This is a genomic window from Yersinia sp. LJYL362, assembly GCF_048323875.1.
On record NZ_JBLWEX010000175.1, the window covers coordinates 1 to 13,479 of the forward strand.

Consider the following 13,479-nt stretch of genomic DNA (forward strand, 5'->3'; position numbering starts at 1 on the left):
CTGCCATTTCAAAGCTGATCAGTAATGGTATTGATAATAGTGATTTCCTTCAGGCTGCGAACCATCTTAAAGAAATTAAGAATGCCGGTCCCACAGCGGTCGCCGAAACTCTCGCAAACCTTGGTTTGGGGGATATATTAAAAATAACAGATATCAAAGCCTTGTTTGATATTGTTTTTCCTGTCGGTATTCCTCTGCCTTACCCGCTTTCTGATATCCCCATGACAGTACAGGGTATCGTTTGGTTCAAAATGAACGGAGGGACATTCAATACTGCGATATATCCCAAATTGGCGCTGAAATATCCATCAGGTGTATTACCTGACTTACGAGGAGAGTTCATTAGAGGCTGGGACGATGGGCGCGGTATTAATGCTAATCGCACAATTCTTAGTTATGAACTTGACGAACTCAAAAGTCATCAACATCTAATGAGTGATGGTGGTAATGCACATGTTCGGGTTGGTGTTACTGGGGGATCAACACAGGCATGGTTTGGCGATCGAGCAGGAATGGATGTTAGGACAGGATGGGCTGGGGGGACAGAAACTCGCCCTCGAAATATCGCATTTAACTACATTGTAAGGGCCGCATAATGACTATTGAATTTGACAAAAACGGATTTGCAATTACTGCTGGTGTCGTCATTGTGTATAACGTAATACCAAATACCTATGAATATATTGGCTTATCTACTGAATTTTTGAATTCCGGACAAGGATTACCTGCACACTCATATATAGATGAGCCGCTTAAGGCTAAAAAGGGCTTTGCCATTTGTCGGACACAAGATAATAAAGCTTGGGAATATATCGCTGATCATCGTGGAGAAACCAGATACAGCACTACATCAAAACAGGCAGTAATTATCAACGAATTAGGTGGTTATCCAGTTAATACAACAGATAGTGCACCAGGACAGTTTGATATATGGAAGGATAATATCTGGGCTGTTGATGAAACTGCTAAGTTGGTGGCAACCAAAAAAATTGTGACACTTAGAAAATCGGAATTAAAAAATATCGCTGATGGAAATATTAGTTGGCGAAATGATGCTGTCACTGGTGGCTACGCTGACGAGCAAGAAAAAATTGATTTGCTGGCATGGCAAAAGTATCGCGTACTGCTGATGCGTGTCGATACATCGCAGTTGTCTGATATAGAGTGGCCAATTTCACCTGTATAGTAAAATACAAAACCGGGCTTCATTGTCCGGTTTCTTACTCATGGCTGCAATCTCCCATGATCTGGTTTCCTTAAACACATGCACTCCAGTATGACTGACCAATACGCATCTCTTCTATGTCGGCCAGTCTGTCTGACGCCATTTCAATTATCTTTCCCCCTCGTTACTCCCCCCATTTCATGCTAAATTTACCTATCTCACACCATTGCATCGTTTCAGGTACCAGTATGTTTACCTATAAAGAAATATCATCGCTGAACGAACTGGAATTGATCGTCTATAACTACATCATAAAAAATACTGATAAAGTGATGTACATGACCATCAGGGAGTTGGCAGACGCTGCGGGTGTTTCTACTACCACCGTCTTGCGTTTTTGTAAAAAAATGAATTGTGATGGTTACTCTGAATTTCGTGTTCGTTTTAAACTCTATTTAGAACATGACGAAAAACCACCGGTCAGTTTCGGTATTAGCGAAATAATTAGCTACTTTAAAAGTATTAATAATAGTGAGTTTGACGAACTTCTTGATAGCGCTGCCGCGCAAATAGCGGCTACACGTAGAATTATTTTTGTTGGAATAGGAACATCGGGTGCATTAGGAAAATACAGTGCACGTTTCTTTTCTAATGTAGGGAAATACAGCACTTATATCGATGATCCTTATTATCCAATCAATAGTGATATGTATCAGGATGCGATTGCGATTATCCTCTCTGTTTCTGGTGAAACGGAAGAAATCATCCGTATCGCCAATCAGTTTAGCCTGCAACACTGCAAGATTATTAGCTTGACCAATAGTGATAATTCGACCTTGGCTAAGATGGCTGATTTAAATATCTCTTATCACATGCCGCCTATTGTATTAGAGGGGCAATATAATATTACTACCCAGATTCCCGTTTTATATATTATTGAAACTATCGGCAAAAAGCTCCCGCAATTAGTTAATAAAAACACCCAATAAAACAGGGTGTTTTTTACATGTTACATATTCCAATTCATGGTTTCTGTTATATCGTGACTTCATCTTTCTTTTTGCTAAACTCCAGTCTCAATCGAAAAAATATTAATAATAATCCGATAACACTCTGTTTATCTTATACTCAGCATTCGTGACAGGAGATTAATAATGGCAATTGATTACGCATTAACCGCCCAAGAAATTATTAAGTATATTGGCGGTGATAATAATGTGATTACCGTCACACATTGTGCAACACGTTTACGTTTTATATTGAAAGATAATAAAGCTGTCGATAAAGAAAAATTAAATCGTGTTAAAGGGGTTATTACCGTTATTGAAGCGGGTGGGCAAATGCAAGTGGTTATCGGTAACCACGTCGGTGATGCCTATAAGCATGTCACGAACCTGATCAATATCGATGAAAGTGCACCGGTTGCAGCACCTAAAGTCGGTATCGTTAGCCGGTTGATGGATATTATCTCCAGTATTTTTGCACCTTTCCTTTATCCACTGGCCGCCTGCGGTATTTTACAAGGGATTATTTCTTTCTTGGCTGCGATTGGCTGGATGGATGCCGCCAGCGGTACGTATCGAATTTTAAATTTTGTCTCCTGGACCGGATTTACCTTCTTGCCTGTGATGGTGGCTTTTACGGCGGCCAAAAAATTCAATGTTAACCCTTTTACCGCCGTAATTACTGCTTGTGCGTTGATCAGCCCTGATTATATGAACATGCTGACGGCTAATAAAATTGTTACGGTGAATTCCGCAGACCCTGCCGTTCAGCAATTGATGCATGAAGCGCTAAATAATCCGCAGGTTGCCCACATTTTGAATACTATTGCTGGTATTCCATTATCATCACCCACCTTGGATTTCTTCGGTATTCCCGTGCAATACCTGAGCTATACCGCCTCGGTTATCCCGATTATTTTGATGGTTTGGGCCATGTCTTATGTGCAGCGCTTCTTTGAAAAAGTACTGCCAATGGTGGTGCGTAACCTGTTTACCCCGATGTTCTGTATTGCCATTATGGTGCCCTTAACCTTGTTGGTATTTGGCCCAGTGGGTAACTTGATCGGTGGGGCAATTGGCGGCGTTTACAACACACTTTATAATCTCAGCCCAGCGATAGCAGGGTTTATGGTTGGTGCATTCTGGCAGCCACTGGTCACATTGGGTGTTCATTGGGGCATCACTCCGGTCACTGTAGGGAACTATGCGACATTGGGTTATGACACCTTTACCGGCTTGCAAGCCTCCGCAGTCTTTGCCATGGCCGGAACCATGTTTGGTGTTTACTTAAAAACGCGTAACCGTGAAATGAAAGGAATTTCATTGTCCGCGGGGATTACCGCTTTATTCGGTATTACCGAGCCTGCTATTTACGGTGTGGCATTACGTTTGAAGAAACCTTTCTTATGCAGCTGCGCCGCAGGGGGGATTGGTGGAGCTATCGCGGGGTCTTTTAATGCGGTGTCATGGAGCTATTGCCTGCCGGGTATTGCGGTGTTGCCGGTCTTCTTTAAAGAAGGGCATATGGCACAGTTCTTGGGATTTCTGCTGTCTATTACCGTCGCTTTCGTCTTGGGGGCGGTTTTCACCTGGCTGGTTGGGTTTACCGATGAACCAGAGAATGTGGAACAACCAGGCAGTGCTAAAGCATCTGAAGCACCTATTGCTCAGGCACAAATGAATCAAGGCTAGAATATTTAATGTTCGGGCGGGTTAATTATCCGCCATTGATTTTTATTTCCAGGGTGAACAATTGCCCACAGTATTAAGGGAGAGAGTTATGAGCCACAAACAATTACCGAAAGATTTTTTATGGGGCGGCGCAGTTGCGGCACATCAGGTTGAAGGCGGCTGGGATAAAGGCGGCAAAGGTGTAAGCATTGCCGATGTATTGTCCGGCGGCGCTCACGGTGTTGACCGAGTTATGACTGATGGTGTGCAAGAGGGGTATCGCTATCCAAACCATGAAGCGGTTGATTTTTATGGTCATTATAAAGAAGACATCGCGCTGTTTGCCGAAATGGGCTTCAAATGCTTCCGTACTTCCATTGCCTGGACGCGTATTTTCCCGAAAGGTGATGAGCTGCAACCGAATGAAGCGGGTCTGCAATTTTACGATGATATGTTTGATGAATTGCTGAAATACGGCATCGAACCGGTTATTACGCTATCTCATTTTGAAATGCCGTGGCACTTGGTTAAAGAATACGGTGGCTGGAAAAATCGGAAAGTGGTCGACTTTTTCGTGAAATTCAGTGAAGTGGTCATGGAGCGCTACAAAAGCAAAGTCAAATATTGGATGACATTCAACGAGATCAATAACCAACGTAACTGGAAATATCCACTATTTGGTTACTGCTGCTCTGGTGTGGTGTTCACTGAGCAAGAAAATCCTGAAGAAACGATGTATCAGGTTCTGCATCATCAGTTTGTCGCTAGTGCCAAAGTAGTCAAACTGGGCCATGCTATTAATCCAGAGTTCAAAATCGGGTGTATGGTTGCAATGGTGCCGCTCTATCCATTCTCCTGCCATCCAGATGACATGATGTATTCGGTGGAGGCTATGCGTGAGCGTTATCTATTCGGTGACGTCCACATGCGTGGTTACTACCCTTCATATATTCTGAATGAATGGGAGCGCCGCGGTTTCACTATCAATATGGAAGAGGGCGACCTTGATACTCTACGTGAGGGCTGCGCCGATTACATGGGCTTAAGCTATTACATGAGTAACGCAGTTTCTGCGGTTAATCCCGGTAGCGGCAACTCCCTTTCTGGCTTTGAGGGCAGTGTACCGAATCCACATGTTAAAGCATCCGATTGGGGATGGCAGATCGATCCCGTCGGCTTGCGTTATTCACTGAGCGTATTGTATGAACGTTACCAGAAGCCGCTATTTATTGTTGAAAATGGCTTTGGTGCTATCGATAAAGTGGCTGATGACGGCATGGTTCATGATGATTACCGCATTGCGTATCTTAAAGCCCATATCGAGCAGATGAAAAAAGCAGTGTTTGAAGATGGCGTAGACCTGATGGGCTACACCCCGTGGGGTTGTATCGATTGTGTATCATTCACAACCGGTGAATACAGCAAGCGTTATGGTTTTATCTACGTGGATAAAAATGATGACGGCACCGGCACCATGGCGCGTTCACGTAAACAAAGTTTTGATTGGTATAAAAAAGTGATTGCCAGCAATGGTGAAGAGCTTTAACTCTCTGATAAACCAGCCAACAGGGAAGGGCCGTTTAACACCGGCCTTTCTCACCATTTTCTCCTTTACACCCTCCCAAACGCAGTTGGTTACATTTTTCATTAATGAAAAAATAGTTTAAATTGAAGCTATTACAATAATTTTATCGTTTTGTAGGAAGTAACTGACATATCCTAAAAAAAAGCTGAGTTACTCTTTTACTCCGACGGCTATTGCCATGCTTTGCATGGTTGTTCGTCAGGTGTAATTTAGTTTTTGCTTAATAGGGATAAGAAATGAAAGGAAAATTATTGTTCGCTGCAATGTTGGTAGCCAGTTTTTCTGCCAGTGCTGCGGAACATGCTCACTGGGGATATGAGGGGCAGGAAGACCCGGCACATTGGGGGAAACTTTCCCCTGATTTCTCTCTTTGTGAAACGGGTAAAAATCAGTCACCAGTCAATATTCATGGCGCATTGAAAACTCATCATGGTCAATTGGAATTAAATTTCCAGCAAGGCAAGCAACAAATCGTTAATAATGGCCATACGATTCAGATTAATACTAGCGCTGGTAATACGTTAAAGCTGGATGGCGATACGTTTACATTGCAACAATTCCATTTTCACGCCCCCAGTGAAAACGAAATTGATGGCAAACAGTTCCCATTGGAAGCTCATTTTGTTTATAAAGATAACAAGGGTGAGTTGGTAGTATTGGCGCTGCTGTTCCAGTTGGGAAAAGCTAATACACAATTGGCACTGGCCTGGCAGCAAATGCCAACAGCGGTAGACCAATTAACAATACTGAATAGACCTTTGGATATTAATGAGTTGCTACCAAAACAGTTCAATTTTTACCGTTTTAGTGGTTCACTTACCACACCACCTTGTTCTGAAGGTGTAACCTGGTTAGTGCTTGATCAGCCTGTTAATGTTTCTGCTGAACAAATACATCAATTCCAGTCTGTTGTTCATCATAACAATAATCGGCCAATACAGCCGCTTAATGGTCGCGTTATAGTTGATTAATGTTTGTATGATTCTCGCCACTCTGTTTTCTGGGAGTGGTGAGTAAGATCATCAAATATGTTTATCGCCAAGGGTTGGCAAAAAGACTTATAGCTATAATTGTAAAAATAACTTCCCCCATTTAATATTGAAAGACTTCTTAATCTTGTTATTATTAATATTTAATTGTTAATAAAATAGACAATGTTATACCGCCATATTTCATAACATTGCCCGTTTTCCTTTATTATTTAATAGATGGCCATTATCCGAATAAACTTTTGTTTAATCTTCAATTAGGCCGTATTTCTTTAAAATAGATGCTTATATTTAGGCTGGAATAGCCTCAATAATTGATACATAGCTTCCGGTATCGATAATACGATTAAGTTTCAGATCTGCGCTGGCCAGCAGTGTTTTAAGTTCCTCCTCAGTGCGTGCTTGTCCTCCATCAAAACTACCTAATAACAAAAGGTCGATCTCTTTGCCACCTTGCCTGGTATCTTCTCTGGATATAACAGGTTCAAAGATAAGCACTTTTGAATTGGGCCGCATTGCATTACGACAACTGCGCAATATCTGACTTGCTTGTTCTTCCGGCCAATCCATTGTGATGTATTTTAATAAATAAATATCAGCTGTTGGGCAGCTTTCAAAGAAATTACCTGTCTGGGTTTCCCAACGTGAATCATCTCCTAACTCACCAAGACGGTTCTTCGCCAAGACCGCAGGGCGATCGAATAAAATACCCTGTAATGTGGGATTATTTTGCAGTACTTTTAACAGTAATCCCCCAAAACCACCGGCAATATCAATCACTGTGGCATGTTTTGGAAAGTCATAGCTGCGCACCAAGAAGTTATTTTCTACTGAGGACATCGATGACATACCAGTATGAAAATCACCTTCTGATTCGGGAATGTTATCTCGTGACCAGTATTCATAAAAAGACATTCCGAATGCCTTTTTAAAGGCCGATTCACCTCGTAGATTTTCGACAAGATTACCGAGTGGGAGCCAGAATGTTTTATCCGTCAGCATTAATACCGCCGCGCGCAGTGAGTCACGATGATCTGAGCGAAGATACTGTGCCGCTGGGGTCAGTGAAAATCGACCATCTGCTGATTCTGCAAAGATATTTCGCGATGCTAGCATGCGTAATACGCGATTTAAGTGACGTGAGTCTGCCCCTACTGTCTGTCCAAGTTCCTCCGCAGTTTTTGCCTCTTCTGTCAGATAATCCGCTACCCCTAAAATTGTTGCAGCACGCAATGAGGCTTGAAAAGTAAACCCCATCGCCTGCTCCAATAAATCTAATGCCGCAGTATCATCTTCATTCTTCAGTTGATTATTATTGCCCATGGTAATAACACCCTCTGGTAATCGATGTGATTATATATAATTGCAATAAATACAAATGCAACCATATTCATTAGGATAGTGAATATATCCATCAAAAATGTAGTTCACGAAATTGATTTATTGCAAATGGTATGTTTTGCTAATTAAGCATATTGATGAGGAATTGATGGGCAATACAATGAAAATTCTGGTTTTTAATAATTAATAGTATTTATGTATTTTTATTTTATTAGTAATTGAAGTTAATGGTTTCTAGCTACTCGCAAATGAGTCATTTTTTTCCCCTGTGTTTCCCCTGCCAAATCCTACAAACAAAAAAACCAACCCTAACGGATTGGTTTTCTTTGGGATATTTGGTCGGCATGAGAGGATTTGAACCTCCGACCCCCGACACCCCATGACGGTGCGCTACCAAGCTGCGCTACATGCCGATGCAATGGCATTTATACTACATTTTACAGTGACTAATGCAAGACTATGCCAATACGTTTGCTGTTTTTTTAACCGTGACATACTCATTTTTTAGAGCTAGTTCGCAATAAAACGTTTTATATCAGTCAGTACTTGCAACAGTAACGGAAGTTGTGGCTTTTCATCTTTAATTTCATTGCCTTGCATATCATAGGTACGATATTCACCATTATTATCTAACACGATGGTCTGTGTTGGTGTAGTAATCACCAGTGTGCCATTATCGCCCGTCGCCACCCAGTTATTGTTACGTTGCGCCGCGAACAAGTCTTCCCCTTGCGAATAGTCTTCTGAGGCCGTTTTGACGTGTAATAGCCGCTGCATCAGTGTCGCCATGATGTCTTCATGGTTCGTTAGCTTATTCACTTTCTGTGCGGGAGTGCCCGGCCAATGAACAATTAATGGGACTTGTAGTTGCTGTCGATTAAAGCCGCTACCAGCACCCCAGTTATCATTGCCAGTGTCATTAAATTCGACACCGTGGGCCGCAGTAATAATAACCACGGTCTTATCAAGTTGGCCACGTTGTTTCAGCGTATCCAGAATGGTCGCAATCTGCTGATCAACATCCTTGGCACCTGTTTGATAGTTATGAATAAAATCAGTTGGGAGGGCAACTTTGTGGCCTATGACCGGATCTTGCGCTTCAACAGCGCCATTCAAATTAATGTATGAGAACCACGGCGCATTGCTATTGAGTGTTGATAGCCATTGCTGCCATTGTGCGGTGGTTTCACTGTCTGTTTGCTCTGCTGGCGCAGGTAAGGTGAAATCGGATAACAATGCCTGGCGATAGAGCGGTGAAGCGAAGCCATCGGATGAGAACAACCCAAATTGATACCCTTGCGCACTTAATGACGTGATAAATGCCGAAGGTTTACGCGCAGAAAGAATACCGTCGAGGTAGGTTGGGGAGATACCATAAAACAGGCCAAACAGACCCGTATCCTGGCGATTACCTGAACTGTAATGCCGGTCAAACTGAATGTTGGCATGGCCAAACTCTGACAAAGCTGGCATATCTTTTTGCAGGCTACTAGCACGGATGCCATCAACTACAATTAATAACAGGTTATAACCACTGCCGTTGTCGCTAAAGACAATGGGGCTGAGAGGATATTCCACCGTTAGGGCATCTGGATTACCTTGTTCTATCAAGCGTCGTTGATATTCTTCCTGGTCAAGCAAACCATGTTTTTCAAGGAATTTACGTGCAGTCATCGGGTATGAGAGCGGTAAGTTTGCGCGCTGCATACTGATTGGCCGATAGAAATTAGCATCTGCCCAGATATAAATTAGATGCGAGGCAAAGAAGGCTGAAATAAATACGGCAACCAATGGTTTAACAAAGCGCTGCCGGTTGAGGCTGCGCAGTTTTTGCCATGCCCAGGTGCCGAAAAGCATCTCGACCAGAAAAATGACCGGCACGGCAATAAACATCAATTGCCAATCGCGCGCCAGCTCAGTTTGATCCGGGTTAACCACTAATTCCCACACGACGGGGTTAAGATGTAGGTGGAAACGGGTGAAGACCTCGGTATCCACTAATAACAGGGTCAAACCCGCGGTAGCGAAAGCGGCGGAGATGAATCGGAGCAACCGCTGTGACATCACCACGAAGGTCAGCGGGAATATCACCAGTAGATAGGCGGCAAACACGATAAAACTAAAGTGCCCCAGCCAACTGACAAGGGCATAGACACGGCCAATCAGCGATGAGGGCCAATCGGAAACAAACAAATAGCGGCTACCCAGCACCAGGCTGAACAGGATATTAAACAAGGCGAACCAGTGCCCCCAGCTGATCATCTGGGAGACTTTTTCACGATAGCGCTGACGATTTGTCACCATATTGAAATTGCAGTCTTGGCCGATAAATTAATGAGCTTTGTCTTCACGTACTGAAGCTTGAAGGGCTTCAGCGAAAGAACGAGCCAATACTTTGCGTTGCGCGGGGGCAATGCTGGTATTGATCAGATTTGTTACCATATTCCCCAAAACCATCAAAGAAAGATCGGTTGGGGTACGGTGTTTTTCCAGTACGCTGACCAATTCAGACAGCAATTGTTCAACGTGTTCGTCACTGTAACGGGATGATTGTGGCATAAAAATTGAACTCAACACCTGACAAAGTCCCATATCTTACCGTATAGAGACGCGCTTTTCCGCTATTTTATAGCATTAAGAATCATTAGCCATTAATTGGGGGGCGGGATAGCTTTTGGGTTGCAGCCCTCAGGCATCAGTGATTGAATACGCCACTAGCCAAAAGGAGTATTTATCATGAGTCTGGATATTGACCAGATAGCCTTACACCAGCTTGTCAAACGTGATGAACAAACGCTTGATGTGGTGTTGCGCGATTCGTTGTTACCTGCCAATGCTGTAGTTGAAGAAATGATGGCCGAGCTGCATCGGGTTTACAGTGCCAAAAGCAAAGCTTATGGATTGTTTAATGAACAAAGCGAGCTAGCTGATGCGCTGAAACGAAGCCGTAAGGGTGATGAAGACTTCCTCAGCTTTAGCCGTGCAGCGACTGGACGTTTGCGTGATGAGTTAGCCAAATATCCATTTGCCGAAGGGGGGGTGGTGTTGTTTTGCCAATACCGCTATCTGGCAGTGGAATATTTGCTGATTTCAGTACTGAGCAGTTGCAATAGCATGCGGGTTAATGAGCAACTTGATCTGAGTACGACCCATTATCTCGATATTAATCGTGCTGATATTGTGGCTCGTATCGATTTAACTGAATGGGAAAACAACCCGGAATCCACCCGTTATCTGACCTTCCTGAAAGGGCGGGTAGGGCGCAAGGTTTCTGACTTCTTTATGGATTTCCTGGCTGCTAGTGAAGGCCTGGATACTAAAGCGCAGAACCGTGGTTTATTACAGGCAGTTGATGATTATTGCGCGGATGCCGAGCTGGGTAAAAATGAACGTCAGGCATATCGCCAGCAGGTTTATAGCTACTGTAATGAGCAGTTGCAGGCCGGTGAAGAAATTGCTTTGCAGGAACTTGCGCAAGAGTTGCCGAAGTTGGGCGAGAAAGATTTTCAGCAATTCTCCGTTGAACAAGGTTATGCATTGGAAGAGAGCTTCCCGGCGGATCGCGGTACGTTGCGTCAATTGACCAAATTTGCCGGCAGTGGCGGCGGGTTGAGTATTAATTTTGATGCATTGTTATTGGGCGAGCGTATTTTTTGGGATGCGGCAACAGACACGTTGACCATTAAAGGTACGCCACCGAATCTGCGTGACCAGCTACAGCGTAATTCAGGTAAATGATAGTTGTCTGAATCGCCAATAAAAAACGCCGCATAAGCGGCGTTTTTTATTTCGGCGTCCCGAATATCGACAGCGATGCGATTAAACGCGAACGAAGTCGATATGAGTCAGTTTTGGTTTGAAAGCGTGACGCTGAACAGCCTGTACTTTAACTTTGGTTTCTTTACCGTCGACAACCAGAGTCAGTTCAGAATCATAAAAGCCCGGTTTCAATTCAAGGTTTTTGGTGGTGTCATGGTCAAGAGCAATAGAGATTGCTGCTTCTGAACCACCGTAAATGATTGCCGGAAATTTATTTGCTGCACGCAGGCGGCGGCTCGCACCCTTACCCTGGTCGTTACGTACTTCTACATTGATAGTGATCATTTTGTTTTCTCTTAAAGAAAATTTACCCTGCTACAGGCGACCCAGCAACAGGTTCGATACTCGGCTTTGATTGGGTAAACCCACAGCAAAGCGGGCGACATTCTAGCGAAGTATTGAGCAGACAGCAAACGAAACTGCGAAATTATCAGGCTAAATGCGGCTTAGGCGAGGGAATCAGCGCGTCTAAAACGGCCCTGATAATCAAAAACCTTTTCCCTGATTTGCCACCATTGCCCACGACGGCGGGCGACAACAAAATCGGGATAACGCAATAGCGCTTGCTGGGCGATAATATCTGCAGCAGTTTGCCATTTAAGCGCAATACCCGGAGCCCGTTGGTGCGGACGAAGGAAAATTTGCTCGAATGCCATTCGTTGTGCGGCAGTGGTTAAGCGAAATCGCTCACTGGTATTGGTACCCTCTTCGTCGTAATAGGTGATTTTTAGCCACTCACCTTTTGCATCCTGACCGGCTTCCAGGCTCATCCCGCCACAACGCAGTACCAGTGCATCCTTTAATTTCAACGCGGCTTTGAGCATGTCATCGGGATCGACCAGCACCTCCTGACACTGATGGCAGCGGCGAGCAGCAATATCATTTTCTGCACCACAATGTGGGCAGGATTTGAAGCGGAAGCGGTAATCACATTGTGCCCGCGCACCTTGATCATCTTCAAACCAGCCCTGGCAGCGGCGGCCATAGTGTTCAATAATCTCGCCGGACTCAGTGCATTTCCCCCAGAAAATATTGGCAAAGCCGCAGTCCGGGCAAAAGACCTGCACCGGTTGGCTGTCACTGTGGGGTTTGCTGATGCCCACTTCTGGGGTGAAAAGGTCATGGGGGTTGCCAGCATAATCCAGAATCAGGCAATCTTCTTTGCCCGGAGAGAGCCGCAGCCCGCGCCCGACAATTTGCTGATACAAACTGACTGACTCGGTCGGGCGAAGAATGGCAATCAGATCGACATGCGGGGCATCAAAACCGGTGGTCAGCACCGCGACATTTACCAAATAGCGCAATTGCTGCTGTTTAAACGCGGTAATTAACGCATCCCGTTCGGCCGGTGGCGTTCCGGCACTGACCAGCGCAGCCTCACCTTTAGGCAACAGCCCATAGACCTCTTTGGCATGCTCAACGGTGGCGGCGAAAATCATCACCCCCCGTCGATGGGCGGCATATTCCATTATCTGACTGACAATATGAGGGGTAATTCTTTGCTGCTGCTTAAGCTCGCGGTCTAAATCCGCTTCACGGAACATACCGTCGCTATTGCTGGTCAAGCGGCTGAAATCATATTGTACGACGGGCATATCCAGCCGTTCCGGTGGTACCAGAAAGCCGTGCTTAATCATATAACGCAGGGGTAATTCATAAATACAATCGCGGAACAGGGATTTTTCATCACCACGGGTAATACCGTGATAGTGGAATTGATAGATCCAGCCTTTACCCAAACGGTAGGGGGTGGCAGTCAGCCCCAGTAAGCGTAGGCGTGGGTTGGTGGTACGTAAATGCTGAATAATTTGCTGATATTGGCTGTCATCTTCATCGCTGATTCGATGACATTCATCAATTATCAACAGTGAAAAGGCGCTATCAAATAGAGACAGGTTTCGCGCC

Annotated in this window: 12 protein-coding genes and 1 tRNA gene; 7 read left to right on the top strand and 6 right to left on the bottom strand. The window is 44.3% G+C overall.

What is annotated here, in order from left to right:
• The 6 genes from ACNSO8_RS08470 to ACNSO8_RS08495 form a co-directional block, all read left to right on the top strand.
• The coding region (locus ACNSO8_RS08470) for a phage tail protein (RefSeq protein ID WP_418394380.1) at positions 1-596 on the top strand (596 nt) is incomplete at its 5' end.
• A complete protein-coding gene (locus ACNSO8_RS08475; protein ID WP_172654371.1) occupies positions 596-1,186 on the top strand; it encodes a tail fiber assembly protein in 591 nt (196 codons plus the stop codon). The genes ACNSO8_RS08470 and ACNSO8_RS08475, both read left to right, overlap by 1 nt.
• A gap of 227 nt (positions 1,187-1,413) precedes the next feature.
• The gene (locus ACNSO8_RS08480) at positions 1,414-2,154 is read left to right on the top strand and encodes a MurR/RpiR family transcriptional regulator (protein ID WP_013650147.1); all 741 of its coding nucleotides are present in this window, start codon (positions 1,414-1,416) and stop codon (positions 2,152-2,154) included.
• 165 nt (positions 2,155-2,319) lie between these two features.
• Positions 2,320-3,861: a PTS transporter subunit EIIC gene (locus ACNSO8_RS08485; protein WP_046694821.1), complete on the top strand. Its 1,542-nt coding sequence runs from the start codon at positions 2,320-2,322 to the stop codon at positions 3,859-3,861.
• Positions 3,862-3,949: 88 nt separating this feature from the next.
• Positions 3,950-5,386, top strand: a complete 1,437-nt coding sequence (locus tag ACNSO8_RS08490) for a 6-phospho-beta-glucosidase (protein ID WP_005171472.1) — start codon at positions 3,950-3,952, stop codon at positions 5,384-5,386.
• 275 nt (positions 5,387-5,661) lie between these two features.
• Entirely contained in the window at positions 5,662-6,396 is a 735-nt protein-coding gene (locus ACNSO8_RS08495; RefSeq protein ID WP_019079960.1) for a carbonic anhydrase, read from the top strand.
• A gap of 309 nt (positions 6,397-6,705) precedes the next feature.
• Here the strand turns inward: ACNSO8_RS08495 and ACNSO8_RS08500 are convergent, their stop codons facing one another.
• The 4 genes from ACNSO8_RS08500 to ACNSO8_RS08515 all read right to left on the bottom strand — a co-directional run bounded on the left by ACNSO8_RS08500 (position 6,706) and on the right by ACNSO8_RS08515 (position 10,314).
• Positions 6,706-7,737 carry a methyltransferase gene (locus tag ACNSO8_RS08500; protein WP_019079959.1) on the bottom strand — a complete coding sequence of 344 codons (1,032 nt, stop codon included), beginning with the start codon at positions 7,735-7,737 and terminating at the stop codon, positions 6,706-6,708.
• Positions 7,738-8,091: 354 nt separating this feature from the next.
• Positions 8,092-8,168 (bottom strand) — tRNA-Pro (locus ACNSO8_RS08505).
• A 97-nt stretch (positions 8,169-8,265) separates the two neighbouring features.
• Positions 8,266-10,059 carry an LPS biosynthesis-modulating metalloenzyme YejM gene (gene yejM, locus ACNSO8_RS08510; RefSeq protein WP_019079958.1) on the bottom strand — a complete coding sequence of 598 codons (1,794 nt, stop codon included), beginning with the start codon at positions 10,057-10,059 and terminating at the stop codon, positions 8,266-8,268.
• Positions 10,060-10,086: 27 nt separating this feature from the next.
• A complete protein-coding gene (locus ACNSO8_RS08515) occupies positions 10,087-10,314 on the bottom strand; it encodes a YejL family protein (RefSeq protein ID WP_002208836.1) in 228 nt (75 codons plus the stop codon).
• A 177-nt stretch (positions 10,315-10,491) separates the two neighbouring features.
• Here ACNSO8_RS08515 and yejK point away from each other — a divergent pair, with 177 nt between their 5' ends.
• Complete coding sequence (gene yejK, locus ACNSO8_RS08520; protein ID WP_005161874.1) at positions 10,492-11,493, top strand: nucleoid-associated protein YejK; 1,002 nt, start codon at positions 10,492-10,494, stop codon at positions 11,491-11,493.
• 81 nt (positions 11,494-11,574) lie between these two features.
• On the opposite strand, the gene rplY is transcribed toward yejK, so the two are convergent.
• Positions 11,575-11,859: a 50S ribosomal protein L25 gene (gene rplY, locus ACNSO8_RS08525; protein ID WP_019079957.1), complete on the bottom strand. Its 285-nt coding sequence runs from the start codon at positions 11,857-11,859 to the stop codon at positions 11,575-11,577.
• Positions 11,860-12,020: 161 nt separating this feature from the next.
• A partial coding sequence (locus ACNSO8_RS08530; protein ID WP_418394381.1) for a DEAD/DEAH box helicase occupies positions 12,021-13,479 on the bottom strand: 1,459 nt, incomplete at its 5' end.

What these genes read in the sequence shown, in the direction of transcription:
- ACNSO8_RS08475 (WP_172654371.1), top strand. Translation starts at nt 596, where the DNA reads ATGACTATTGAATTTGACAAAAACGGATTTGCAATTACTGCTGGTGTC.
- ACNSO8_RS08480 (WP_013650147.1), top strand. Translation starts at nt 1,414, where the DNA reads ATGTTTACCTATAAAGAAATATCATCGCTGAACGAACTGGAATTGATC.
- ACNSO8_RS08485 (WP_046694821.1), top strand. Translation starts at nt 2,320, where the DNA reads ATGGCAATTGATTACGCATTAACCGCCCAAGAAATTATTAAGTATATT.
- ACNSO8_RS08490 (WP_005171472.1), top strand. Translation starts at nt 3,950, where the DNA reads ATGAGCCACAAACAATTACCGAAAGATTTTTTATGGGGCGGCGCAGTT.
- ACNSO8_RS08495 (WP_019079960.1), top strand. Translation starts at nt 5,662, where the DNA reads ATGAAAGGAAAATTATTGTTCGCTGCAATGTTGGTAGCCAGTTTTTCT.
- ACNSO8_RS08500 (WP_019079959.1), bottom strand. Translation starts at nt 7,737, where the DNA reads ATGGGCAATAATAATCAACTGAAGAATGAAGATGATACTGCGGCATTA.
- yejM (WP_019079958.1), bottom strand. Translation starts at nt 10,059, where the DNA reads ATGGTGACAAATCGTCAGCGCTATCGTGAAAAAGTCTCCCAGATGATC.
- ACNSO8_RS08515 (WP_002208836.1), bottom strand. Translation starts at nt 10,314, where the DNA reads ATGCCACAATCATCCCGTTACAGTGACGAACACGTTGAACAATTGCTG.
- yejK (WP_005161874.1), top strand. Translation starts at nt 10,492, where the DNA reads ATGAGTCTGGATATTGACCAGATAGCCTTACACCAGCTTGTCAAACGT.
- rplY (WP_019079957.1), bottom strand. Translation starts at nt 11,859, where the DNA reads ATGATCACTATCAATGTAGAAGTACGTAACGACCAGGGTAAGGGTGCG.